We start from the raw sequence: 24,351 nt of genomic DNA, 5'->3' as shown, positions 1-24,351 counted from the left end.
TCGTTTCCCGAAGTAATGGGAGAAGGGGGATTATTGATGATGGCTGAAACTAAGAACAAAGTATTGACACGTGGTGAAGTAAAGGTAGAAGAGACTTGGCGTCTCGAAGATATCTTCGCAACTGATGAAGTGTGGGAAAAGGAATATGCTGAAGTGGAGGAGTTATCCGGCAAAGCAGATTCGTACAAAGGGACACTTTCGGGCGGTGGAGATGCACTTTACACTGCATTGGCATACCGTGACACGCTATCTGAAAGACTGCGTAGGCTTTACACATATGCGCATTTGAAGACTGATCAGGATACGACAAACAGCTTCTATCAGGCGATGGATAGCCGTGTGAAATCACTGTATGTGAAAGTAGCAACCGCATTATCATTCTTCTTGCCCGAACTGCTGTCTATTGATGAAACAGAATTGGACAAGTTAGTTTCTGAACATGAAGGACTAGCTCTTTATAAGCAAGAATTCGAAGAAGTTAACACGCAGCGACCACATGTACTGCCTGCTGAACAAGAAGCTTTGCTTGCACAACTATCAGAAGTGACGGGTAGCTCTTCAGAAACGTTCAGTATGCTGAATAATGCCGATTTGACTTTCCCGATGGTGAAAGACGAAAAAGGGGAAGAAGTCGAATTATCACATGGCCGCTATGTAGGATTTTTGGAAAGCGATGATTCGCGTGTTCGTGAGGATGCATTTAAAGCGATGTATTCGAAGTACAGCGAATTCCAAAACACATTTGCATCTACACTTTCAGGTAACATAAAAGGCGATAACGTCAACGCACGCATCCGCAATTATTCATCTGCACGCGAGGCGGCGATGGCGAATAATCATATCCCCGAACAGGTTTATGAAAATCTTGTTTCGACTATCAATAAAAATGTTCACCTGTTGCAGCGCTATGTAGCGCTCCGTAAAAAAGTGTTCGGATTAGAAGAACTTCATATGTGGGATATGTATGCACCGCTTGTAAAAGATGCAAACATGGAGATCCCTTATGACGAAGCTGCACAAACGATGCTAGACAGTTTTCACCCACTTGGCGAAGAGTATATATCAATCGTTAAAGATGGCCTTGAAAATCGCTGGGTAGACGTCCGTGAAAACAAAGGGAAACGTTCAGGAGCTTATTCTTCAGGCGCATATGGAACAAATCCATATGTGTTAATGAACTGGCAAGATAACGTCAGTAACTTGTTCACGCTTGCGCACGAATTCGGCCACAGCGTCCATAGTTATTACTCACGTAAAAGCCAACCATTCGTCTACAGCGGATATTCTATTTTCGTAGCTGAAGTCGCATCAACGGTGAATGAGGCGATTTTGAATGATCATCTATTGAAAACAACCGAAGATGAACAGAAGCGTATTTACTTACTGAATTATTGGCTTGATGGCTTCCGTGGTACGGTTTTCCGTCAGACAATGTTTGCAGAGTTCGAACACCTTATTCATCAGCTAGATCAACAAGGTGTCGCGCTGACTGCAGAAAAACTGACAGAAGAATATTATGCACTCAATAAGAAATACTTCGGTGAAGATCTAGTTGTCGACGAGGAAATAGGCTTGGAATGGGCGAGAATTCCACATTTCTACTACAACTATTATGTCTATCAGTATGCGACGGGTTATAGTGCCGCAGTCGCATTGAGCAATCAAATCTTGACAGAAGGAGAGCCGGCTGTTGAACGTTATGTTAATAACTTCTTGAAAGCCGGATCTTCCGATTACCCAATCGAAGTTCTGAAAAAAGCAGGCGTCGATATGACAAGTGCTGCTCCAATAGAGGAAGCATGCCGCGTCTTCGAAGAAAAGTTGAACGAGCTTGAATCACTTCTTTTGAAAAAATAAATCAAATTAACTTAGTGAGAAGCCTTATCCGCCATTTTCATGGCCGCGATAGGGCTTTTTCATATATACATATTGTTATATAAATATAAAGTAAGGCGTATTGGTGAAATCATGATTGTGACAGTCATGTGAAAATCATTGTGAATTCTTGATGCTACTATTATTTTATGATAAGGTAAGGATGTGAAATAAATCACATACCAAACATACACCCCTTTTGTTTGAACGTGAACATTTCTCCCATTCCCTTTGAATAAGAGCATTCCCTCCCCCCCAGGAGCGAATGCTCTTTTCTTTTGTTTTATGGTAGGGGATATCGGGAAAGTAGTCATGGACAATTTGAATAATCATGACGCAATTGACACTTTATGAAGTGTTGTAAAAAAGGATTTACTGTAGACTATTGCCATATCCACCGGCATTCTGTATAATTAATTAGAATTATCAGTTATATAAAGGGGTGAATAAAATACTAATTCCCATTAAAAGGAGTACCCCTGCTCTGCTCAAAGGAATACCGCGCTTGATTGCCCGCATACCCCCAGATCATTGGAAAGTTCAGCATTTAAAAGAACAACTTTACCGGATCAGTGCAGGCTATTCAGGAGAGTGTAACGTCGATTCATACATCGAACGTAGTCGATTTCCTGAAAGTACCCAAGTGTTTACTGATGTTCAATTACGCATTTCCCCCAAGTTCACATTTCAGATAGACACTTTGATTATCACAGAACGGTATGTCTTAATCGTAGAAGTGAAAAATATTAAAGGGACAATTCGATTTGTCCAGAACCCCCCACATCTTGAACAAATACTAGAAACTGGTGATGAAGCAGTTATCGATTGCCCAGTTTATCAAGTTGAATCGAATAAATTGAATTTAGATGAATGGTTCCTCCAGCGGGGAATTAGTCTGAAAACAACAGGTTTAGTTGTTCTGGCAAACCCTAACACGAAAGTGAAAGATGTGCCCGAAGGTTTTCCTATTATCTATAAAAAGCAAATTCCATTCTATTTACAAAATTTTAGACCGTTCGAAAAGGTTCTATCGTCTGCCCAAGTTAAAGAGATTTCAAGGGAAATAGATAAAGAGCAACAGGAGTTTAACCCTTTTCCATTATGTTCTTATTTTCATATTGATCAACAGGATTTGCGGACAGGATTTATATGTCATTATTGTAATCAGTTACTTCAACGAAAAAGTTTGAGGACATGGTGCTGTAGCGGTTGCGAAAAAGATGTCAAAAGTCCATATGAAAAAGGTATTAATGATTGGTTTATGCTAGTGAAGAATTCCATTACGAACGAAGAGTGCCGTAAGTTTCTCGACTTGAAAGATTCCAATGCAGCACGGTATGTATTGTCTTCATCGTTACTTGTGAAAAAGGGGAAGTCTACCGGGACATTTTACATTAAAGGTATTAAGAAAATCCATCATTAATAGGTAGAAAAAAGTCTTTCGCTTTAGGAAGGCTTTTTTCTTATGATGCGCAATATTGCTATGGTGAACAGGGGATGGTCGAAGAAAGTTATGTCTCGCCGGTGATTTCATGGCAATGGGACAGTTAGTCATGGCTCGGTCGAAGATAGTCATGGCTAGGCGACGACTTCATGGCAATGAGTCAGTTAGTCATGGCTCGGCCGAAGATAGTCATGGGCAGGAGTTGACTTCATGGCAAAAAGACAGTTAGTCATGGCTCCCCCGAAGATAGTCATGGCTAGGCGATGACTTCATGGCAATAAGGCAGTTAGTCATGGCTAGGCGTTGACTTCATGGCAATGGGACAGTTAGTCATGGCTCCCCCGAAGATAGTCATGGCTAGGCGTTGACTTCATGGCAATGGGACAGTTAGTCATGGCTCGGCCGAAGATAGTCATGGCTAGGCGTTGACTTCATGGCAAAAAGACAGTTAGTCATGGCCCAGCCGAAGATAGTCATGGCTAGGCGTTGACTTCATGGCAATGGGACAGTTAGTCATGGCTCGGCCGAAGGTAGTCATGGCTAGGCGTTGACTTCATGGCAATGGGACAGTTAGTCATGGCTCCCCCGAAGATAGTCATGGCCCGGCGTTGACTTCATGGCAAAAAGACAGTTAGTCATGGCCCAGCCGAAGATAGTCATGGCTAGGCGATGACTTCATGGCAATGGGACAGTTAGTCATGGCTCCCCCGAAGATAGTCATGGCTCGGCGTTGACTTCATGGCAATGAGTCAGTTAGTCATGGCCCAGCCGAAGATAGTCATGGCCCGGCGATGACTTCATGGCAATGAGTCAGTTAGTCATGGCTCCCCCGAAGATAGTCATGGCCCACCGTTGAGTTCACGGCCCCTTGCCAAAAAAAATCATCAACAGAACAAAAAAAACCTAACAAAAAAACCGTCAAAAAAAGCCACCCATTCCCCGTTATCCCCAGGAAATGAAGCAGCTCTCACTATTCATATTAACTTTTTACGCCACAATGTCATGTCCTGGAAGTGAATCCGTTCGACATGCTGTTGAAGGAGGCGTTTTTTTAGTTCGCGTTCGGCAGACTTTTCAGAGATGTTGTAAATACTAGCAATCTCTGTTGTAGAGAGTGTATCGAAACGTTGGAACAAATCTTCAAGTGGAGGCGGAATGTCAGCTAGAATCGGCCCGCCGACTAATTCCTCTAAAATTTGTTCGTAGACTTCGTAGTCATATAAGCCACTCACTTTTAATCCTTCATCTTCAATGTTTTCATTGAAAAAGACGAAAGTAGGTGCTTTGTCGACTTCCATTTCTTTGGCCATGTACAAATCGACTTGTAAAGAGCGCAAGACGTTTTTGGAAGAAAAGTCTCGGATGAATTCGTCTACGTCAAGATTAAGTTTTTTTGCGATTTCGACGAGTACGGAAAAAGACGATACATTTCTTGACTTTAAAAATGAATATTCAAGCATTTTTGATAAGTATCGAAAGCCGGCACGTTTGCCTTGAAACTCTGCAGTTTTAACAGCAATACTCGGGAAAGCGGGATGTGTTTTTTCGCAAGCCAACTCATCCTCATCTTTATGAAGGTATTGAAGATTCATCTTAGGCAATGAAGTGCGCAATGCAATACGCAGTGTGAAATAGCGATCATATTCAACTTGCAATTTTCGGAGTAAAGGCGGGAGTGACGAACAATCTCCGCATAATGGATCGATGAAAACATATAGCTCGATTGGCCTTATGCATGTGGAAGGACTGACTGGGTTCTCCAGTAATGTTTGTCGATTCACGTTTTCTCCTCCCCAGCCCTGTTCACCATATGATTGGCGGTCAAGACGAGGCGTTTATAATAAATATCACGTATATTACCTTCAAGTTCGACTTCGTCCATTGCTTCTGCCATGCACGCTAGCCATGCTTCCGCTTGAACTGGAGTAATCGGGAATGGCATATGACGAGCTTTCATCATCGGATGACCATGTTCTTCAGTATATAAATTGGGACCACCTAAATATTGTGTTTGGAATTGTTTTTGTTTACGTACTGTTTCTGTCAGATCATCTGGAAAAATCGGGTATAGGTCCGGGTGTACGGCCACTTTAGCGTAAAACAGGTCGATGAGTTCCGACAACTTTGTAGCACCGATCTCCTCATAAGGGATCAAAGGTTTTCGCATCATTATGTCAATCTCCTTTGCTCTGACTGTAATGATATTCTATCAACCCTGCACTCTTTTCACAAATAAAGCGCTCTGTTTATGAAACAGCAGGTTAGATTATCAATCTTATGCATTAAAATAGCCGAGCACTTTTTTTACGTATTGCTGTGTCTCTTTGAAAGGAGGAATCCCATCATGTTTTTTTACGTTTCCAGGACCTGCATTATAGGCAGCAAGGGCAAGTTCGATATTTCCGCCAAACTGATTAAGCATTTGTCTTAAGTATTTTGCACCGCCCATTACGTTTTGGACGGGGTCGAAACTATCTTTGACGCCTAGGAATTTCGCTGTTCCGGGCATCAATTGCATAAGACCTTGTGCACCGGCGTGGCTGACAACGCCATTGTTGAAGTTCGATTCTTGTTTGATAACGGCAGAGATCAGTTTATCGGGCAAGTTATATTTGTTTGCAGCTTGGCTGATAATGTCGCGATAGCTGTCATTCCCAAAAGTTGTGTTTTTCATGGGAACAGGTGAACTTTGTTGCGCCGCGGAAAGGATAGCGTTGAGTGAAGAAGGTTCAAACACACCCTTTATTCCGTCATAGCGCAAGCTATCTATATTATTGACTTCACCGAGTAGTGTAGATGAAACGGAAGAAAGGGAATCTGTTACGGATGTACTACCTAACATCTCCTCCAAAAGTGTGTTAAAGAGTGATGGGGATGTGCTATTCTGGTCAGTTTGCGTCTGAACAGCTCCGAGAGACTGCAGTGTATTTATTTCCATTAATGTACGAATTGTGCGCGTATCCATCATGATCTGTCCCTTCTGACGTTAAGCTGTTGGCTTGCGAAATAATAACTTAACTTTAGTATACCAATTTATGTAGGTAAACGCATTTTCTAGACTGCAAGGCCGTGCAGCATATGATAGAATAAACGTAATGACGCATGAAGGGAAGAAGAAATTGTGAACATTAAAAATCGAATTGATAGTGGGCTTCGAAATGATGAACAAATCCTCTTTATAGTAGCAGAACAAGTAGAGAAGCCTCATGGTATACCATCTGGAAAGATGATTACAGATTCAGACAACTTGTCGTTTGTCTATCTTTTAGAAGCAGAAGAAGGGTACGAGCACCTTCATTTTACACAGGCTGTATGGCCGCTTATGGTCGATGTATTAACAACGAATTTAAATCCTATGATTTCGTGGAAGGATGAATTAATCTCGCTTCCCGGATTCAAAGATGAATTGACAATGCTTATTTATAATATTGAGGGTAATGATAATTATGGGGAAGCATTCTCCTCGGCAGTGGAGAAAGCATTCAGCTCGATACTTCAACAAATGGAATAACAGCTGGGAGGGGTCCGAATGAGGCAGTGGAGTCAATTTCTTGAACCTTATAAACAAGCGGTAGATGAACTGAAAGTAAAATTGAAAGGCTTGCGAGCCCAGTATGAATTGGAAGATGTACATACGCCTGTTGAATTTGTGACAGGCAGGGTTAAGCCGCTCGCCAGTATCTATGACAAGACACTTGAAAAGGGGATTCCATTCGAACCATCGGCTGAACTTGCTGCCGAATTGCCTGATATTGCGGGCCTTCGTCTGATGTGCCAGTTTGTCGATGACATTAGTACTGTCGTAGAAAACTTGCGACAGCGGAAAGACCTCGAAGTGATTGAAGAACGGGATTATATTGCACATAATAAACCAAGTGGATATAGGTCTTACCATTTAATTATAAAATACCCTGTTCAGACGATTCATGGAGAGAAGACAATTTTTGCTGAGATTCAAATCCGTACGTTAGCAATGAATTTCTGGGCGTCAATTGAACACTCATTGAATTATAAATATGATGGCGAAATGCCAGATGAAATCAGGCATCGTCTAGAACGTGCAGCAGAAGCCGCCTTCCAGCTAGATGAAGAAATGTCGCAGATTCGAAATGAAATCCAGGATGCGCAACAATATTTCAGTGCATTTAAAGAAACGGCGACAAGACGCTATGGTGATACGAACGGGAAAGGAGGAGAGAAATGATGAAGTTTGCAATCCAGACAAGAAACGATTCGTTGTCGAACAAGCTTATGGATGAAGCGAAAGAATATTTGACAGATTTCGGGCTTGTTTTCGATGAAGAAGAACCCGATATCGTTTTATCAATTGGCGGAGACGGTACATTACTCCACGCCTTTCATAAATATAAATATCGCTTGCAAGATACCGCATTTGTTGGAATCCATACAGGCCATCTAGGATTCTACGCAGACTGGAAGCCGGCTGAAATTGAGAAGCTAGTCATTTCTATTGCTCGAAAAGAATTCGAAGTTTTCGAATACCCGCTCCTTGATGTGAAGATTAACTACCGAAACGATAAGGATAGCGCTCTGTTTCTTGCACTGAACGAGTCGACGGTGAAATCTCCTGATGTGACGCTCGTCATGGATGTCGAACTTAATGGCAATCATTTTGAACGTTTTCGTGGCGACGGGTTATGTATGTCAACACCTTCGGGGTCTACTGCATACAATAAGGCACTGGGCGGAGCAATTATCCACCCTTCTCTACCGTCAATGCAATTGACAGAAATGGCATCTATTAACAACAGGGTATTCCGTACAGTTGGTGCACCGCTAGTGCTACCAGCGCATCATAAATGTGTGCTAACACCTGTAAAAGGACCAGATTTCATGGTAACGGTCGACCATTTGCAACTTCTTCATAAAGATGTGAAATCGATTGAATACCAAGTTTCAAAGGAGAAAGTGCGTTTTGGCAGGTTCAGGCCGTTTCCATTTTGGAGACGTGTGCATGATTCATTCATCGACAGCGATGTCTAAGGGAAATGAGTTGGATCGTAGATTTCGACTTGTATTTCAGGTGGATGAAGGCGGCATATTGCTACGCGAATTCTTGCATGCAAAAGGAATATCCAAAAGGACATTAACTGCAACTAAATACGATGGCGGAGAAATCAGTGTGAATGGTTTTGAACGCAATGTGCGGCATCCGTTGCAATCGGGTGATGAAGTACTCATTATTTTCCCGTCGGAAGAGCCAAGTGTGGGTTTACTTCCAGAGTCTGGTCATATAACGATTGTTTATGAAGACGAAGCGCTAATCATCGTCGATAAGCCAGCTGGGCAAAGTACAATTCCGTCGCGCGACCACCCCGTTGGAACCATGGCGAATGCCGTTGCTGGAAAGTTCGCTAAGGAACGACTACCGGCAACAGTACATGTCGTCACGCGTCTCGACAAGGATACATCGGGTTTAATTTGTATTGCAAAAAACCGGCATATTCATCATCTGCTCAGTGAACAGATGACAAATTCCGGTTTTCATCGACAGTATGTAGCCCTGGTTGAAGGACATGTTGAAAGGGAACAATTCAGCGTTGTGCAACCAATTGGCAGAAAAGACGGTAGCATTATCGAGCGAATTGTGCGAGGAGATGGCCAATTCGCTCGGACAGATGTAGAGGTACTGGGCCGTTCGGAGATAAAAGGTCATCAGTTAACAAAAATTGCACTAACCCTTTATACAGGAAGGACGCATCAAATACGTGTCCATATGAGGTGGGCAGGTCATCCGCTACATGGTGATGATTTATATGGCGGTTCTCATGGGCTGATTGGACGGCAAGCTTTACACTGTGCGATGATTGAGTTTACACATCCGCTTACAGGTGAAAAAGTTGAGTTTAGATGCGATATTCCACTAGATATGAAGCGTCTAATCAGCACTGAAATCAATCAAACGTAGTAAATTTATCTGGCTCAAATGGCTGAAGAGAGGGCACTGACACAATTTCCATTTCAGGATAGCGAAGGGCTGTAAGTTTACCGCCGAATACGCAACCTGTATCAACATTGGCGGTGTTATTTACAAAGCGTACTTCCTTTACAGGCGTATGACCATATACTATGAAGGGAGCTCCTTTGTAGTGTTTAGCCCAATCACGTCTAAGGGGTCTACCATCGGGTAATTTTTGGCCTGTGATATCTCCATAGAGAACGAATACCCGGATTTTTTCCGAATAGGGTGCACCAATCATTTCTTCACGGATACCTGCGTGTGCAATGATGAGATTCTCCTCATTAAGGGTATGGTATAATGGTAGCGATTCGTAAAACTGACGGTATCTGGTCAAGAAGCGTTTACGCGAATCACCTGATAATGCATCGAGTTCAGCTACTGTCGTTTCAAGCCCATGTGTGGGCTGTACCTGGTTTCCCTTGGCAAATCGATATAATTTATTGCAATGATTTCCCGGGGAATAGTAAAGTGTGTGCTCATCTTGGATGTTGAAAAGTAGATGTAACATCTTAATCGAATGAGGCCCCCTATCCATTGTATCTCCAACGAATACTAGATTTCTGCCATCAGGATGTAGAGGGATACCTGTATCCATCTCATATCCTAATTTGTCAATCAACTGCATGAATTCATCGTAACAACCGTGAATATCACCGACGATATCGAAGTTCATATTTTATCACCCTTTTTTCCAATATGTATTCATATAGGGTACCCTTTATCACTTTAATAATCCACGATAGAAATAGAAAGGAAGGTGTAGCTGTGAACATAAGAGAAGAGCAAAAAGAAGAAATTGTTTTCGATGAAGAGAAGTTGAAAGAGACGCTTGTCCAGCACGACATAAAATCTTTCCGAAATGAGTACCTACGCCTTCATCCGTATGATCGGGCAATTTTTTACGAGAAAATCGGTTCAGATCTCCGTGGCATCATCTATCAATATTTATCACCGAAAGAATTGGCGGAAATATTTGAGACTAGTGAAATCAGCGATGATGAATATAAACAGTTCCTTCAGGAGATGGACACGACGTATGCAGCAGACATGATTTCATTTATGTTTGTGGATAACGCGGTAGATGTCCTGAATGAACTCGACAAATCACAAGTTGTCAGCTATTTGACGCTGATGAATAAAGAAGCCGCAGCCGAGATCAAAGCCTTACTTCATTATGAAGAGTATACGGCAGGGTCAATTATGACAACGGAATATGTTACAATTCCACAGAATTCGACAGTCCGTTCTGCCATGACAATTTTGCGCAATGAAGCACCAAAAGCGGAGACCATTTATTATATATTTATCGTTGACGACAATAATCGCCTGACGGGTGTTATATCGCTACGTGATTTGATCATTGCACATGAAGATACACTCATTAGTTCGATTATGAGCGAAAGAGTCGTAAGCGTTCTCGTTTCAGAAGATCAGGAAGACGTTGCAAAGATGATCAAGGACTATAATTTTCTTGCCGTCCCGGTCGTTGATTTCCAACAGCATATACTTGGAATTATTACAGTCGATGATATTATCGATGTACTTGCTGAAGAAGCATCAGATGACTATTCTAAACTTGCCGGGGTTTCCAATATGGATACATTCGACAAAAACTCATTCTCAGCCATGAAAAAAAGGCTTCCTTGGTTGCTGATTCTACTAGTACTCGGAATGCTTACTGCGAATCTAATAGATTTGTTTACAGAAACCATTTCAAAAGTGGCACTTCTAGCTGCGTTCATTCCTCTTATTGCAGGTACTGCCGGCAATAGTGGAACTCAAGCGCTAGCGGTTGCAGTGCGCGGGATTGCAACAGGTGATGTAGAAGACGAAAGTAAATTCAAGCTGCTTATCCGCGAGGCGGGAACAGGACTTATGACTGGATTCATCTGCGCACTGTTTGTAGTTGGACTTATTTACGTCTGGAAGGATGAATTTGTAATCGGTCTATTAGTAGGCGCGGCGATTTTTGTCTCGATTTTTGTCGCAACGATTTCAGGATCGTTCATTCCATTGCTTATGCATAAATTGAAAATCGACCCCGCAGTTGCGTCTGGTCCTTTCATTACAACACTAAATGACGTTATTAGCGTTATTATTTATCTTGGTCTTGCAACGGTTTTCATCAGTGATCTTTAGATCATTGGTGGGAACCGTTTTTTACAAGATAAGAAAGTATACGTTTTTCAACCTGCAACGGTTTCTAGACTTCAGCGCTTTTCTTACTGGTATGGGTAACGTCCGAAACATGGGCGCATATACTGTGTTAAAAAGGATGTGCTTAACATTTATCAAAATAAACCGTTATTGTTCGTTGACGCGCCACCAATCTTTATTAAAGTTGCGATTATTGTGGAGGAGAGCACGTCAGTATTTATACTGGAAAATGAAGAGCAATCTGTGCTCGAAAATGAGGAACAAGTGAGTGTTACCGAAGCCTTGCCGACGAATCCAGGCATCCAACGTAAAATTATTTATTTAAGCAATTCCTTCCGCCGCCAAGCTTATCAGCCGCTCCAATTTGTGCTAGAGGAAGAAACACTGTCTGGAACGATTGAGAAAATTGAAGAGGAAACAGTGTGGATTGATTTGGAAGGAGCCGAACATAAACTAATAGCTGTGGAAATCGGTAAGATTGAAGAAGTTTTATGGCGTGGTAAGCCGTTTGATGAAACTAAATAAGAATAGCGCTGGAGTCTATACACTGCTCCAAGTGAAAAACGTATACTTTCTTATCGACGTAAAAAGACAGGACGGGAATCTAACCGTCCTGTCTTTTTACGTTGATAAAGAAAAGTTAAAACAACCCAACCGATCTAAATCGGTTGGGTTGTTTGGGCATTGCAGGGTATTAATTAATCTACGTCACAAAAGTCGATAAACGTATCTTTAATGCATTGGATTCCACAGAAACAATTCAAGTCGACTGTGATGCATGAATCTGTCGCACCAAACTTTTCAACTTTACAGAGTTCTTCAAGATCCAATTTACCGTTTTTAATTATGTCCACTGGATTATTGTGACCGTCTAACGGTGCTAGTACTTGCAATGTTGCGCAGCAACCGTCAAAGACGTTTTGGACTCTGAAAAAAGTAGAGAAGCAATTGTGAAGGTAATGCTTTCGGCTTTCCGGACGGAACATTGCTTTGAACGGATCACCGTTCTTCGTCAATAGCATGAATACGCGTGTATTGACACGGTGACGTGCAGGGCTGGATATGCTACCAAGCGGAGCCATGAAACAATCTGTTTCACATTCTACGCACTCATCGTCTGTTCCAGCATCCTGTAAACGCTTGATGAACCTGACAACCTCACATACGCAGTCTTCTTGGTGCTTTCTTTCACTAACTTCATCATTTCTTCCACATCCCATTAATTCCACCTCCTTTTCTCAATTCTTTATACTTTATGCGGGGAATTACGGAGTGTTAGGGCGCACAGGTGGATTATGAATAAAGTTATGAATGAAAAGGCATACTGTATAAAAATGGAGGGGATGCATATCCGGAAACTTAGTCTTGTTGTTTTCGCAGTTGTCTTACTATCCGGTTGTTCAGGAAGCGGATTCCGGATAGACAACAATTCCAGCGAGGATCATGCGAAAGCGGAAGAAGTATTGAGAAATGACAAACGTCTCACATCAGCGGTCACTGTATTTTATGAAAATGACTTGCTAACTGGCGTTACGCTTAAAACTTTTTCCCGCTTCAAAAAAGAAAAGATTGAAAAGGAACTCAAGAAAAAATTAGAAAATAGCTATCCAGAGTTGGACGTTACCGTTTCAGCAGACAGTAAAATATGGATGGAAACAAATAAGCTTATTGAGTTGGATGATAACAAGGATAAGGGAAAAAAGATTGAAAAATTGAAATCGCTTATAAAGGAAGAGACATGATGGACGAAAAAAAATATGCGAAGTTAGAGAAGGAAATTTCCCCTAAAAGACCATTGATGCGGAATATCATTTTTGCGTTTCTGACGGGAGGAACAATTTGTTTAGTTGGCCAATTTGTGTCACTATTTTATATGACATATTTTGATTTTACGCAACAGACAGCCAGTAATCCCACTGTCGCAACGATGATATTTTTTGCGATGCTGTTAACGGGTTTTGGATTGTATAAGAAAATCGCCCAATTTGGAGGGGCGGGGAGTGCCGTTCCAATTACAGGTTTCGGAAATGCTGTCATTTCAGCAGCAATTGAACATAAGACAGAAGGATATGTTCTTGGAGTAGGTGGGAATATGTTCAAACTGGCGGGGTCGGTCATTCTCTTCGGCGTATTTTCTGCATTTATCGTAGCGCTCATTAAGACGATACTTGTAAAGTTTGGTGTTGTATCATGGTAGCGCGCGGTCTCTTGACATTCAAAACGACACCATCCATTGTGGCAACAGGTGTTACAGCGGGTCCGTTAGAAAAGAAAAGTCAGTTCGTCGATAAATTTGATAAAATATACGAGGATGAGCGCTGTGAAGCGAAAACAAATGAGCATGGTCACGCAAAAATGATGGAAGATGCGTGCATGATTGCGTTAAGCAAAGTGGATTCTGTACCAAGCGACGCAGATTTCATGTTAATTGGTGACCTTATTAACCAGATGACACCCTCAAATTTTGCGGCTGCAACGGTGGGAATTCCGTACATTGGCCTGTTTTCAGCTTGTGCAACATCAGTATCTTCGCTTTTAATGGCGGCGTTGCTGACAGAAACGGGCATGTCGAAATGCGCTATTGCGGGGGCATCTAGTCAGCATAATGCAGTTGAACGACAATTTCGTTATCCTAACGAGTACGGTGCTCAGAAACCTGAGACTGCTCAATGGACCGTAACAGCAGCAGGGGTAGCAGCTGTTACACCTTATAAAAAAGGATTTCCTTCTATAGAATGCGGAACAATCGGATGTGTAATAGATCTGGGAATGACCGATCCGCTAAATATGGGGGCAGCGATGGCACCGGCAGCGGCAGATACGCTTACCCGCCATCTTACAGGTCACAATAAAGATGTGAAAGACTATGATGTGATCATGACAGGAGACCTTGGGAAAACTGGTTTTGAGTTATATAAAAAACTTGCAGGCAATCAAGGCATTGACGTGACTAAAAACTTCCGGGATGCAGGCAAAGAATTTTACGGTGCAGATCCGTCCTTTTTATCGGGGGCAAGTGGTGCAGGTTGTTCTGCCGCCATTTTCTTAACGGAAGTAATTGATAAAATGAGGGCGGGTGACTATAAACGGGTCCTTCTAATTGCGACGGGCGCGCTATTATCACCGTTATCATTTCAACAAGGTGATACGATTCCGTGCATTGCGCATGCAATCGAATTAACAATGAAATGAGTGTGGATTATGGTTTCGATATTCATTACAGCATTTATTGTAGGGGGACTCATTTGCGTTGTGGGACAGCTGTTGTTTGACGTGGCAAAACTGACCCCGGCACATACATTGTGTATCTTGGTCGTCGCGGGTTCGGTGTTAGACGGCTTAGGTCTTTATGAACCGCTCATCGATTTTGCTGGAGCGGGAGCAACGATACCAATTACATCTTTCGGCAATGCCTTGACGCATGGTGCAATGGCAGAAGCTGAAAAACACGGTCTCATTGGTGTTGTGACGGGTATGTTTGAAGTAACAAGTTCAGGAATTAGTTCAGCAATTCTATTTGGATTCATTGCATCTGTTATTTTTAAATCGAAAGGAAAGGTTTAATAGTCATGCGCCCTCTTCATTCTTCATGTGTCCGCATAGGATACGAAGAAAGGAAGGGGGTATTATTATGTTTGGAGGATGTAATTCTTACGGTGGAGGATACGGCGGCGGTTGTGGCGGTTGTGAAAATGAAAGAGGCAGCGGTTCGACATTTTGCCTGATTGTGGTTCTATTCATCTTGCTTATCATTGTGGGCCGCACTTTTTGTGTATAAAAAGGGGGGGATAATAGATGAATGATTCATTTTTCCGGAAAATCGAATCAAAAACAGGGGTCCCGATGGAAGAGGTTTTTGCGCTTGCGAATGCAATCCAATATGCGGATTTCAATGATGAACGGCAAGTGAGGAAAATTATTCGAAAAGTCGGGAAGCTTGCGAAAAAAGAAGTACCTCAGCAGACAGAAGATGAGCTTGTTAATTCTATCGTGAAAAATGGCAAAGCAGTTAATATTAAAGATATTCAAGATATGCTTGGCCGTCAATAAAAAAAAATCGCGAAAAAATAGAATAATAGGTTTAATAATACCAACTTGTGGATATAGTAATAGTACTAGTGAAAATGGAGGTGTTTACAATGGGTTATATATTACCAATTCAACCAATTCAATCTCAAATATATGCGAATCGATTAAGTATGGAAGCTTATAATTTTGCATATATCGAACGAGTGAACAAAATTAAATTAAATTCAGACTTTTTGGATGAATTTAAAGAGTCCTCGCATCAAGAGCGAGAAAAGGACGAAGAGGAAGGTAAGCCTATTGTATCAGCTCCTTTGGAATATCAAGGGTTTATCCATCCCAATCCAGTTAATCTATCACCGCTAATTGCCAAGGTAGTAGGGAAAGGCATCGCGATAAATGCCTATGTATAACTGATTATAAAAAAAAAGTTCGCATTGCTTATCTAAGCAATGCGAACTTTTTTAACTAAAAATATAAGATAGTATAAGTTTTGTCTACTAGGGTCGTTGTCTAGACTCCAGCGCTTTTCGGGTCTAATCATGGCGCTTGCGCTTGTTGGTGCCTTACGCTTTTCTCGCCATAACTTTTTCCATTGCACGATGCGGGATGTCCGCATCCATGAATTCAGGCGAAGTAATGACATAGCCTAACTTCTCATAAAAAGGAACTGCATATGATTGGGCATTCAAAATAATTTTATTCATGTCAGTTTTTTCAGCATGCTCTTCAAGTGCATGCATGACAAGGTTTCCTAAATGTTTTCCCCGATACTCGGCTAAAATACAGACACGTTCAACTTTCCCGATTCCATCGTTGATTTCCCTAATACGGCCTGCGCCGATTGGAGATTCTGATGAATAGACAACGAAGTGTGCTGCAGTTTTATCGAAATGATCTAGTTCAAGGTTGAGTGGTACGCCTTGTTCTTCCACGAACACTTTCCTTCTGACAGAAAAAGCATCTTCTTGTTCAAGGTCAGAAGTCGCGAATCTTACTTCAAACAATGTTCAGTTATCCTCGTCAAGGCGGAATGTTTCATAAACCGTCCATGAGCCGTCTTCAAGCTGATAAGTAAGGTGCAAACGATCAATTGTTTCAGAGTGATCGACACCAACCATTTTCAGTTGACCAATAATATCATCGTGTTCGCCAGAAGAAAGTTTTTGTGCAATCGTCACGTGGGGAACGAATGTAAACTCAGGTTTATCACCGAAGAAATCGTTGTTCAGGTCTTTATGCAAAGCAGCTAATTCATCATTAAGAATAGCCTTAAAATAAATTGTATTTGTGATAGGAGCGAATGTTCCCACTTTTGAAACGTTCAATTCAAAAGGACCGTGTTTTTTTGTTACTTCTTTAATTGCCTTTGCAACTTCTTCAATCTCTTGATCATTGGCTTCGAATACACCTTTAACAGTCAAATGCGGTGTGATTTGTGCATAATGCGGATCATATCTTTTTCTGTAAGCATTTGCCAAGTCCTGTAGTTTCTTTGATGGGAATGCAACGACGCCGTATTTCATAATGAAAACCTCCTAGAATAATTGTTTTTACTTTATAAATTTGATTATAGCAGAATAACTGAAAATATGTCCGTTTTGTCTGAATTAATGCCCAAAAACCATTTGAATGGCGCGGCGGACATCGGGTTGCCAATGTTTCCAGGTATGGTCTCCATTGAATTCATCATAGAAATAAGGGAAGCCTTTTCTTTCAATTAATTCGTTTAATGACCGGTTAGGCGTAAGGAAGTCTTGAACGCCATCAACTTGCGTGTTTACGTGGGTTTCTTCCTTCCCAATCACATGATAAATCGAGAAACGGGAAGGGTCTTCCGAAGCTTCCACCTTTTCAAGCACTAAATCATTGACGTAAGGGGAATGCATGATTACTTTCCCGAATATATTGGGATACTTGGATGCAGTAAGAAGAGATATCGTTGCTGCCAAGGAATCACCGATAAGAGCCCTGCCTGCACCAATTTGATAAGTTGGATAATTGTCGTCAATGAACGGTACAAGTTCATGAGCCAGGAAGCGGGTATAGGCAACGCGTCTGTCACCATCCGGATGATACATGCGCCTGCGTTCTTTGACACTCTTATAAGGAACACCTACTACAATAACATTTTCAATTTCTTCGGCGTCAATCAATTCGTCAACGACCCGTCCTATACGTCCAAACTGGAAATAATCTTTACCATCAGATGCGATCAGCACTGAATATTTATAGAGAGGAGAAAAGTTGTTGGGCAAATGAATGAGCAACTGCATTTCCTCGTCTAGTGCTTTACTGTAAATTGTTATATCTTCTATTTTTCCGTATTTCACTCTGGTTGCCTCCTCAAATTGCGTGTATATTGAAATTGTATCATAACGTCAAGGTCAGGTATAATAGTTGTGTTCTGTTTATATACTAACTATAAAAGGGGTTGGACGGGAATGCATGATGATACAAAAATTGTACATTCAAAAGTTGTGACTGAAGCGACGAAAGCGGCTTTGAAACGGCGCGGTGTGACACTGGAAGCCATTGCTGAAATCGTCTATGATCTGCAATACCCGTATAACGAAGGTCTTACAATGGCCCACTGTATTGAATCTATTGAAGGTGTGCTGCGAAAACGGGAACTTCAGCATGCGATTCTTGTGGGAATTGAATTAGACGAGTTGGCAGAACAAGGAAAATTGTCAGCGCCATTACAACAAATTGTTGAATCGGACGAAGGTTTGTTTGGGGTTGATGAAACAATCGCACTAGGTGCCGTGTTTACATATGGTTCTATTGCGGTAACGACATTTGGTCATCTCGATAAAAATAAAATGGGTATCATTAACGAGCTAGACACGAAAAAAGGTCAAGCTATCCATACGTTTCTAGATGACCTGGTTGCTAGTGTTGCCGCTTGTGCAGCTTCAAGAATCGCACATAGAACACGCGATCTTCAAGAAGCGGGCGAAACATTTGAAGACATTCTACCTGAGGAAACGATGCCTGAAACGAAAGTGAAGGGTGCAAAAATATAGTGACTAATTGCACACACCCGAGGGGATCTTCCTTTCGGGTGTTTTTTGAATTTGACGAAGAGTGTATGTAGAAAGACTTGTAAACGCTTGCAGAAATCTGATTAATTTTTAAATTTTATTGACAAAATAGAGAGACTTCATGGTAAGATGTATTTTAGGTTAATAGAGAATTATCACACTTAAGGGGATGAAATTGAATGAAGAAAAAGCAATTGCGATTGTTTGCATTTATTATGATGATTGCATTACTAGTACTATCAGCATGTAACTCAGGCGATACAGGGACTACTGAGAAAGAAGCCGACGCTGGTAAAGATAAAAAAGATTACAAGTTTCTTAGTGTTTTAACTGGGGGAACAACAGGAACATATTATCCGCTTGGTGGGTCATTTGCTGACTATATTACAGAAGCAACAGGCGTTAAAACAACTGCTGAAGTTTCACAAGCATCTGCTGCGAATATGACAGCACTTCAAGATGGTAAAGGCGATATTGCATTTGTTCAAACGGATATCGCTTACTATGCCTCAAAAGGTGAGTTGATGTTTGAGGGAGAAAAGATTGACAATGTTTCGGCAATTGGTGCATTGTACCCTGAAACTGTTCAATTGGTAACACTTGAAAAAAGCGGAATCAAAACATACGCTGATTTAAAAGGAAAAAATGTATCCGTAGGTGCGCCAGGTTCTGGTACTTACGCAAATGCAGAACAGTTACTGGAAATCCATGGACTAACAATGGATGATATCAAGGCACAAAGTCTTGACTTTGGTGAATCTACAGAAAGTTTACAAGCGGGTCAAATTGACGCTGCTTTCATAACAGCAGGAACGCCAACAGGGGCGGTTGAAGGCCTAAATGCCGTTGCGTCTGTATATGTTGTTCCGGTTGAAGATGCAAAAGCAGATGAATTGATCAAAAAGTATCCTTACTATGCTAAAGAAATAATTCCTTCAGGCACATACGGAATGGCAGCTGAAACGCCAGCAGTTTCAGTTGGTGCTATGTTGGTTATTCAAAATGAGATACCTGAAGACTTGGCTTATGAAATTACAAAAGCAATTTACGATAACGCTTCTAAACTTCAACATGCAAAAGGGAAATTAATCAAAGCTGAAAATGGTCTTAATGGTATCGGAATAACGGTTCACCCAGGGGCTCAGAAATACTTTGATGAACTGAAGTAATAATTAATGTTTTTTAGCGGGGTGGCGAGGCTTTATGCTTCAGCCGCCCATTCTTTTATATAATCAGAAAGGAAGAGGCGGGTGAACAAAAAAAAAGTTGTACCGCTAATTCTTTGTTTTATATTACTAGTTTTTCTAGTTTTATTTATTCCGATAAAAACAGCATTTACATTTACTGAACATCGTGTGGAGAATCCAAAAGTATTTTATGTACCTTTAGAAAGTGACAATGAATTTCAAATTAGATATGTCCATTCCATACATTTGTCTAACGTCATAGAATCATATGAAGCGACTATGGATAATGAAATTCGGCTCTTGTCAATGCAATATGAAGATTTTGCTATCGGGCTACCGGGTAACGAGGAAGATGGAGAAACCTTCACGATGAAAGATGGTTTGTACACGCTTACATACGATGACAATGTTATAGATTCATTTGTCATGTTAATTGGCGATGTAGATGCAGAATTAGCTTTTCGATACTTAGGCAATGAACTAAATTTAAAGAAACAGTTGGTGAGGGGAAAATCCTACACATTTCGTGTTGCGAAACTCTCTCTTTATCAAATGCTTAAAGGAGTTAATATGAATGGAAAAACAACCAAAACGGAACGATGAACTAGAGCTAGAAACGCAAACAGAAGAGTTTAAAATGCTGTCAGAAGAAGAACAACTTGAAATTCTTCAAAAGTTTGACCCAGAATCGAATACACGTGATGTTACAGGAATATTTAAGAAAATCGTATTTTTTGGTTTACTGGCATTTTCCATATTTCAATTGTACACAGCGATTGGGACTCCTTTTACGGCGTACATTCAACGTTCAATTCACTTAGGATTTGCATTATCTTTAATCTTTATCCTGTTTCCAGCTAAGAAAAAAATTAAGAGCGAGCGAAATAAGGTACCATTTTACGATATGATTTTGGCGCTATTGGCAATAGGAGTCGGACTTTATTGGCCGCTACTCATCGGTGATCTGGTGTTACGTGTTGGTCGTGTATCGACACTTGATATAGTCGTCGGGGTACTAGCTATCCTTTTGACCATGGAGGCCGCAAGAAGAGCGGTTGGAATGCCGATTACAATTATCTCAGCTGTATTTTTAGTCTATGCATTTTTTGGACCTTATTTCCCAGGATTCCTTGCACACCGTGGACAAGATCTAAAAAGTGTCGTTCAATTAATGTTTTTCACGACAGATGGAATTTTAGGTACGCCAATTAGTGTATCTTCTACATTCATCTTCGTGTTCCTGTTATTTGGAGCATTCCTTGTCAAAACAGGGGTTGGAGCTTATTTCAACGATCTTGCGGTTGTGTTGGCAGGTCGTTTAGTAGGTGGACCGGCTAAAGTTGCCATCTTCTCAAGTGCTTTACAAGGTACGATTTCAGGAAGTTCGGTTGCAAACGTTGTCGGATCAGGTTCATATACAATTCCGATGATGAAAAAACTCGGTTATAAAAAGGAATTTGCTGGCGGTGTTGAAGCAGCAGCGTCGACGGGTGGGCAAATTATGCCTCCGATTATGGGAGCAGCCGCTTTCCTTATGGTTGAATTCATAGGCGGCGTTACCTACTGGCAAATTGCAAAAGCAGCAGCGATTCCAGCACTCCTTTATTTCACAGGAGTTTGGATTATGACACACTTTGAAGCGAAGCGTGTAGGTCTGAAAGGAATGACTGAAGACCAAATTCCTGACCGTAAAAAGACATTAAAGAAAATATATTTACTCCTACCGATTATCGGTATTATCGTGTTTTTATTAATTGGTATCCCTACGATGAAAGCAGCGTTGCTCGGAATCGTCTTAACGATTATCGTCAGCTCATTCGATAAGTCAACGCGTCTTGGATTTAAAGACATGATCGATGCACTGGTAGATGGAGCGCGTACAGCGCTTGGTGTCGCGGCAGCAACAGCTTGTGCCGGTATTATCGTTGGTGTTGTTGTGAAGACAGGTTTAGGCTTAAGCCTTGCTACTGGATTGATTTCGGCGGCAGGTGGGAACGTCTTCCTGACTCTGTTCTTTACAATGATTGCTGCAATCGTTTTGGGCATGGGTTCACCGACAACAGCGAACTATGTCATAACGTCAACAATCGCCGCTCCTGCGATTATCACGCTTCTTATGCTTGATAACCCTGGAGCAACTGTTCCAATCGTTGTGGCTGTGTCCGCACATCTATTTGTATTCTATTTTGGTATTATTGCAGACATTACACCACCTGTTGCACTTGCAGCATTCGCAGCAGCAGGTATTTCTGGCGGGGATCCAATTAAAACAGGCGTCACCTCTGCGAAGCTCGCTATCGCAGCATTTATCATTCCGTACATGTTCGTATTCAATCCTGCGATGCTCATGATGGGGGCCCCTGTTACAGAGATTTTATGGGTCGTTTTCACCGCCATTATTGGGATGATTGCGATCGGTGCAGGAATGATTGGCTTCTGGTATCGAAAATGTAATTGGATTGAGCGCCTGTTCGCTTTAGCGACAGGAATGCTTCTTATTTTCCCAGAAACTATTACAGACATTATCGGGATTGTATTGTTCGTGGTAATGGTCGCACTCCAGTGGATGACACGGGAGAAAGATGACGATAGTAAGAAGGTCTCTGTAGCTTAATAGAACGTGAAAATCCCTTCGCTGTGAGTTTTATCAGGCGAAGGGATTTTTAGTTTAAGGAATTGGCGAACGACTGAGCACATGGGTTTTGCCACCGATCATATAACGTGGTGACCAAGCATATAAGTTTGCTACCGATCATATAACGTGGTGACCGAGAATATAAGTTTGCCACCGATCATATAACGTGGTGACCGAGCATATAAGTTTGCTACCGATCATATTACGTGGTGAACGAGCATATAAGTTTGCTACCGATCATATAACGTGGTGACCAAGCATATAAGTTTGCCACCGAGCATATAACGTGGTGACCGAGCATATAAGTTTGCCACCGATCATATAACGTGGTGACCGAGCATATAACGTGGTGACCGAGCATATAAGCTTGCCACCGAGCATATATCGCGGCAGACCGAGCATATAACATCTGAACCGATTTAAAATCACTTCTCCATTCCTTACTCAATGTTCGACTATCTTTCAATATGCCATCCGCAAAAACTGATACTCCTACGAGTATAAAAAGTGGAGATGTCGATGTTAAGACTGAAATGAAGAATGTGGATGTTAGGGCTAAGGGTATGTTATTAATCCAGAATTCATGGGTCCTATTGAATAACAAGAAACTCAGTTTTAGTTAAGACGAGTGAATAATGAGTAACTTATAATCTAGGCTGGAAGATATACTTCCTTACAACTTTTTATATCTTTCATCCCTTTATATATTGTAATTGAGTTAGTCCTGAACATAAAAAAACACCACCTCCGAAGAGATGATGTTTTCTCGGAAAAACCTTTGTTCCTAAAGGTTTTCTGTGGGTTTGGCACCCAATGGTCCCGACTGGGCTCGAACCAGCGACCCCTACCTTGTCGAGGTAGTGCTCTCCCAGCTGAGCTACGGAACCGGGAATTAAATTGTGTTTCTGCTTACTGCACATTTTCTATTATAGCGGTTCTGTAATAGAAGTCAACACCTTTAGGGAAAGTTTTTTAAAAACGAGTATAATAGGTTCTAGAACGATGTATAAAGGGGTGTTTCTAATCGACGTTCAATTTTCATTGCCCTATGTCTATGACTTCGATCGGGCAATTGTTCGGTTGGCGGGGGACCCGGTCAATTCAGTGGATTTGCAAGGCCGTTCAGTTCGCATTCCTATGGAAGAAGGGAATAGTGTCATGCTACAAAGTATAGGCACGAAACAACTACCTTCATTTATAGTGGGAAATGCAATTGATGACATTCAAATTGAAGCAGTTAAATCGATCTTTCATTTTGATAAACCGTTAGATGCAATCGGGCTGCATTTTGCGGGAACAGATCTTGGGCCGCTATTTCTTGAATATGAAGGAACTCCGCTTATTAAAAGTTTTTCATTATATGGAACGCTCATGAAAAGTATCATTCACCAGCAACTTAATTTGTCATTCTCACATACGCTGACGAAACGTTTTGTAGAATCATTTGGAGAGAGGGTGGATGATGTCTGGCGTTATCCATCCCCTGAGCGTATCGCATCGCTTGACGTCCTAGCGCTTCGAGATCTGCAGTTTAGCACACGAAAGGCTGAATATGTCATTGGTTTGTCGCAATCGATAGCAGATGGGACGCTTGACCTTGAGCGATTCAGGCAAATGGATGACGATGAAGTAACTTCAAAACTTGTTGCTTATCGTGGTGTGGGACCTTGGACTGCACAGGGGTTTCTTATGTCTGGGCTCGGACGTCCGAATTTGTTCCCACTTGCGGATATTGGTTTGCAAAACGCATTGAAAAAGGTATGGAATATGGATCGTAAGCCAACGCAAGATGAAATGCTTGCCCGCTTTCCAGAGTGGTCACCGTACTTAAGTTATGCAGCGCTTTATCTATGGCACAGTATTGAGTAACGTTTTATGGGAAAGTAAACAACATAAGCAGAAAACTAACCAGCGTATCAACGAAACTAAACTACAAAAGCCAGAAACTAAACAACGCAATGCACCACCAAAAAAACACAACTCACCATTCTTACACA

At 41.5% G+C, this 24,351-nt stretch carries 28 protein-coding genes and 1 tRNA gene; 20 read left to right on the top strand and 9 right to left on the bottom strand.

Annotated features, from left to right (window positions below):
- The first annotated feature begins 39 nt into the window (after positions 1-39).
- Both pepF and I2484_RS01655 read left to right on the top strand, forming a co-directional pair.
- Positions 40-1,857, top strand: coding sequence for an oligoendopeptidase F (gene pepF / locus I2484_RS01660; RefSeq protein WP_207149312.1), 1,818 nt, complete (start codon positions 40-42; stop codon positions 1,855-1,857).
- 523 nt (positions 1,858-2,380) lie between these two features.
- Complete coding sequence (locus I2484_RS01655) at positions 2,381-3,298, top strand: nuclease-related domain-containing protein (RefSeq protein WP_207149269.1); 918 nt, start codon at positions 2,381-2,383, stop codon at positions 3,296-3,298.
- 995 nt (positions 3,299-4,293) lie between these two features.
- On the opposite strand, the gene I2484_RS01650 is transcribed toward I2484_RS01655, so the two are convergent.
- From I2484_RS01650 to I2484_RS01640, 3 genes are all read right to left on the bottom strand, one after another.
- A complete protein-coding gene (locus tag I2484_RS01650; RefSeq protein ID WP_207149268.1) occupies positions 4,294-5,100 on the bottom strand; it encodes a DsbA family protein in 807 nt (268 codons plus the stop codon).
- Positions 5,097-5,489, bottom strand: coding sequence for a globin domain-containing protein (locus I2484_RS01645; RefSeq protein ID WP_067211850.1), 393 nt, complete (start codon positions 5,487-5,489; stop codon positions 5,097-5,099). The genes I2484_RS01650 and I2484_RS01645 overlap by 4 nt, the downstream gene beginning before the upstream one ends.
- Before the next feature lie 105 nt (positions 5,490-5,594).
- Positions 5,595-6,287 (bottom strand): lytic transglycosylase domain-containing protein, encoded by a 693-nt coding sequence (locus I2484_RS01640; protein WP_481886363.1) that lies wholly within the window; start codon positions 6,285-6,287, stop codon positions 5,595-5,597.
- Between the two features lie 153 nt (positions 6,288-6,440).
- Here I2484_RS01640 and I2484_RS01635 point away from each other — a divergent pair, with 153 nt between their 5' ends.
- Genes I2484_RS01635 through I2484_RS01620 form a run of 4 tightly spaced genes read left to right on the top strand, consistent with a single transcriptional unit; the run spans position 6,441 to position 9,248 of the window.
- Entirely contained in the window at positions 6,441-6,830 is a 390-nt protein-coding gene (locus I2484_RS01635) for a UPF0738 family protein (RefSeq protein WP_207149267.1), read from the top strand.
- Between the two features lie 18 nt (positions 6,831-6,848).
- Positions 6,849-7,523 (top strand): GTP diphosphokinase, encoded by a 675-nt coding sequence (gene yjbM / locus I2484_RS01630; RefSeq protein ID WP_207149266.1) that lies wholly within the window; start codon positions 6,849-6,851, stop codon positions 7,521-7,523.
- On the top strand, positions 7,523-8,323 hold the full coding sequence (locus tag I2484_RS01625; RefSeq protein ID WP_207149310.1) for an NAD kinase: 801 nt from the start codon (positions 7,523-7,525) through the stop codon (positions 8,321-8,323). Before yjbM ends, I2484_RS01625 begins: the two co-directional genes overlap by 1 nt.
- On the top strand, positions 8,295-9,248 hold the full coding sequence (locus I2484_RS01620) for an RluA family pseudouridine synthase (RefSeq protein ID WP_207149265.1): 954 nt from the start codon (positions 8,295-8,297) through the stop codon (positions 9,246-9,248). The genes I2484_RS01625 and I2484_RS01620 overlap by 29 nt, the downstream gene beginning before the upstream one ends.
- Here the strand turns inward: I2484_RS01620 and prpE are convergent.
- Positions 9,235-9,975 carry a bis(5'-nucleosyl)-tetraphosphatase PrpE gene (gene prpE, locus I2484_RS01615; RefSeq protein ID WP_207149264.1) on the bottom strand — a complete coding sequence of 247 codons (741 nt, stop codon included), beginning with the start codon at positions 9,973-9,975 and terminating at the stop codon, positions 9,235-9,237. The two genes, I2484_RS01620 and prpE, sit on opposite strands and share 14 nt — an antisense overlap.
- Positions 9,976-10,031: 56 nt before the next feature.
- On the opposite strand from prpE, the gene mgtE reads away from it, so the two are divergent.
- Complete coding sequence (mgtE, locus tag I2484_RS01610) at positions 10,032-11,441, top strand: magnesium transporter (RefSeq protein WP_481886367.1); 1,410 nt, start codon at positions 10,032-10,034, stop codon at positions 11,439-11,441.
- A 138-nt stretch (positions 11,442-11,579) separates the two neighbouring features.
- Positions 11,580-11,984 carry a hypothetical protein gene (locus I2484_RS01605; RefSeq protein ID WP_207149262.1) on the top strand — a complete coding sequence of 135 codons (405 nt, stop codon included), beginning with the start codon at positions 11,580-11,582 and terminating at the stop codon, positions 11,982-11,984.
- 173 nt (positions 11,985-12,157) lie between these two features.
- Here the strand turns inward: I2484_RS01605 and I2484_RS01600 are convergent, their stop codons facing one another.
- Positions 12,158-12,679, bottom strand: a complete 522-nt coding sequence (locus tag I2484_RS01600) for a CotY/CotZ family spore coat protein (protein WP_207149261.1) — start codon at positions 12,677-12,679, stop codon at positions 12,158-12,160.
- A 75-nt stretch (positions 12,680-12,754) separates the two neighbouring features.
- Here I2484_RS01600 and I2484_RS01595 point away from each other — a divergent pair, with 75 nt between their 5' ends.
- The 7 genes from I2484_RS01595 to I2484_RS01565 all read left to right on the top strand — a co-directional run bounded on the left by I2484_RS01595 (position 12,755) and on the right by I2484_RS01565 (position 15,898).
- The gene (locus I2484_RS01595; RefSeq protein ID WP_207149260.1) at positions 12,755-13,201 is read left to right on the top strand and encodes a hypothetical protein; all 447 of its coding nucleotides are present in this window, start codon (positions 12,755-12,757) and stop codon (positions 13,199-13,201) included.
- Positions 13,201-13,656, top strand: a complete 456-nt coding sequence (gene spoVAC / locus I2484_RS01590) for a stage V sporulation protein AC (protein WP_207149259.1) — start codon at positions 13,201-13,203, stop codon at positions 13,654-13,656. Before I2484_RS01595 ends, spoVAC begins: the two co-directional genes overlap by 1 nt.
- Positions 13,650-14,651: a beta-ketoacyl-[acyl-carrier-protein] synthase family protein gene (locus I2484_RS01585; protein WP_207149258.1), complete on the top strand. Its 1,002-nt coding sequence runs from the start codon at positions 13,650-13,652 to the stop codon at positions 14,649-14,651. The genes spoVAC and I2484_RS01585 overlap by 7 nt, the downstream gene beginning before the upstream one ends.
- 9 nt (positions 14,652-14,660) lie before the next feature.
- Positions 14,661-15,023: a stage V sporulation protein AE gene (gene spoVAE / locus I2484_RS01580; protein ID WP_207149257.1), complete on the top strand. Its 363-nt coding sequence runs from the start codon at positions 14,661-14,663 to the stop codon at positions 15,021-15,023.
- 67 nt (positions 15,024-15,090) lie between these two features.
- Positions 15,091-15,237: a YjcZ family sporulation protein gene (locus I2484_RS01575; protein WP_207149256.1), complete on the top strand. Its 147-nt coding sequence runs from the start codon at positions 15,091-15,093 to the stop codon at positions 15,235-15,237.
- Positions 15,238-15,254: 17 nt separating this feature from the next.
- On the top strand, positions 15,255-15,509 hold the full coding sequence (locus tag I2484_RS01570) for a stage VI sporulation protein F (RefSeq protein WP_207149255.1): 255 nt from the start codon (positions 15,255-15,257) through the stop codon (positions 15,507-15,509).
- An 89-nt stretch (positions 15,510-15,598) separates the two neighbouring features.
- A complete protein-coding gene (locus I2484_RS01565; protein WP_207149254.1) occupies positions 15,599-15,898 on the top strand; it encodes a hypothetical protein in 300 nt (99 codons plus the stop codon).
- A 153-nt stretch (positions 15,899-16,051) separates the two neighbouring features.
- Here the strand turns inward: I2484_RS01565 and I2484_RS01560 are convergent, their stop codons facing one another.
- The 3 genes from I2484_RS01560 to I2484_RS01550 all read right to left on the bottom strand — a co-directional run bounded on the left by I2484_RS01560 (position 16,052) and on the right by I2484_RS01550 (position 17,818).
- Positions 16,052-16,492 (bottom strand): GNAT family N-acetyltransferase, encoded by a 441-nt coding sequence (locus tag I2484_RS01560; RefSeq protein ID WP_207149253.1) that lies wholly within the window; start codon positions 16,490-16,492, stop codon positions 16,052-16,054.
- 3 nt (positions 16,493-16,495) lie between these two features.
- A complete protein-coding gene (locus I2484_RS01555) occupies positions 16,496-17,011 on the bottom strand; it encodes a YjcG family protein (protein ID WP_207149252.1) in 516 nt (171 codons plus the stop codon).
- Positions 17,012-17,095: 84 nt separating this feature from the next.
- Complete coding sequence (locus I2484_RS01550) at positions 17,096-17,818, bottom strand: alpha/beta hydrolase-fold protein (protein WP_207149251.1); 723 nt, start codon at positions 17,816-17,818, stop codon at positions 17,096-17,098.
- 111 nt (positions 17,819-17,929) lie between these two features.
- Between I2484_RS01550 and I2484_RS01545 the strand changes: the two genes are divergently transcribed.
- From I2484_RS01545 to I2484_RS01530, 4 genes are all read left to right on the top strand, one after another.
- Entirely contained in the window at positions 17,930-18,514 is a 585-nt protein-coding gene (locus I2484_RS01545; protein ID WP_207149250.1) for a phosphatidylglycerophosphatase A family protein, read from the top strand.
- Positions 18,515-18,711: 197 nt separating this feature from the next.
- Entirely contained in the window at positions 18,712-19,701 is a 990-nt protein-coding gene (locus I2484_RS01540) for a TAXI family TRAP transporter solute-binding subunit (RefSeq protein ID WP_207149249.1), read from the top strand.
- Positions 19,702-19,782: 81 nt separating this feature from the next.
- On the top strand, positions 19,783-20,322 hold the full coding sequence (locus I2484_RS01535; RefSeq protein WP_207149248.1) for a DUF1850 domain-containing protein: 540 nt from the start codon (positions 19,783-19,785) through the stop codon (positions 20,320-20,322).
- Positions 20,294-22,333: a TRAP transporter permease gene (locus I2484_RS01530; protein WP_207149247.1), complete on the top strand. Its 2,040-nt coding sequence runs from the start codon at positions 20,294-20,296 to the stop codon at positions 22,331-22,333. The genes I2484_RS01535 and I2484_RS01530 overlap by 29 nt, the downstream gene beginning before the upstream one ends.
- 835 nt (positions 22,334-23,168) lie before the next feature.
- Here the strand turns inward: I2484_RS01530 and I2484_RS01525 are convergent.
- A tRNA-Val gene (locus tag I2484_RS01525) sits at positions 23,169-23,241 on the bottom strand.
- Between the two features lie 115 nt (positions 23,242-23,356).
- Between I2484_RS01525 and I2484_RS01520 the strand changes: the two genes are divergently transcribed.
- A complete protein-coding gene (locus tag I2484_RS01520) occupies positions 23,357-24,223 on the top strand; it encodes a DNA-3-methyladenine glycosylase family protein (RefSeq protein WP_207149246.1) in 867 nt (288 codons plus the stop codon).
- Positions 24,224-24,351: the final 128 nt, after the last annotated feature.

Origin of the sequence: Sporosarcina sp. E16_8 (assembly GCF_017347095.1) — a bacterium.
Lineage (GTDB): Bacteria > Bacillota > Bacilli > Bacillales_A > Planococcaceae > Sporosarcina.
This window is presented reverse-complemented; position numbering and strand designations above follow the sequence as displayed.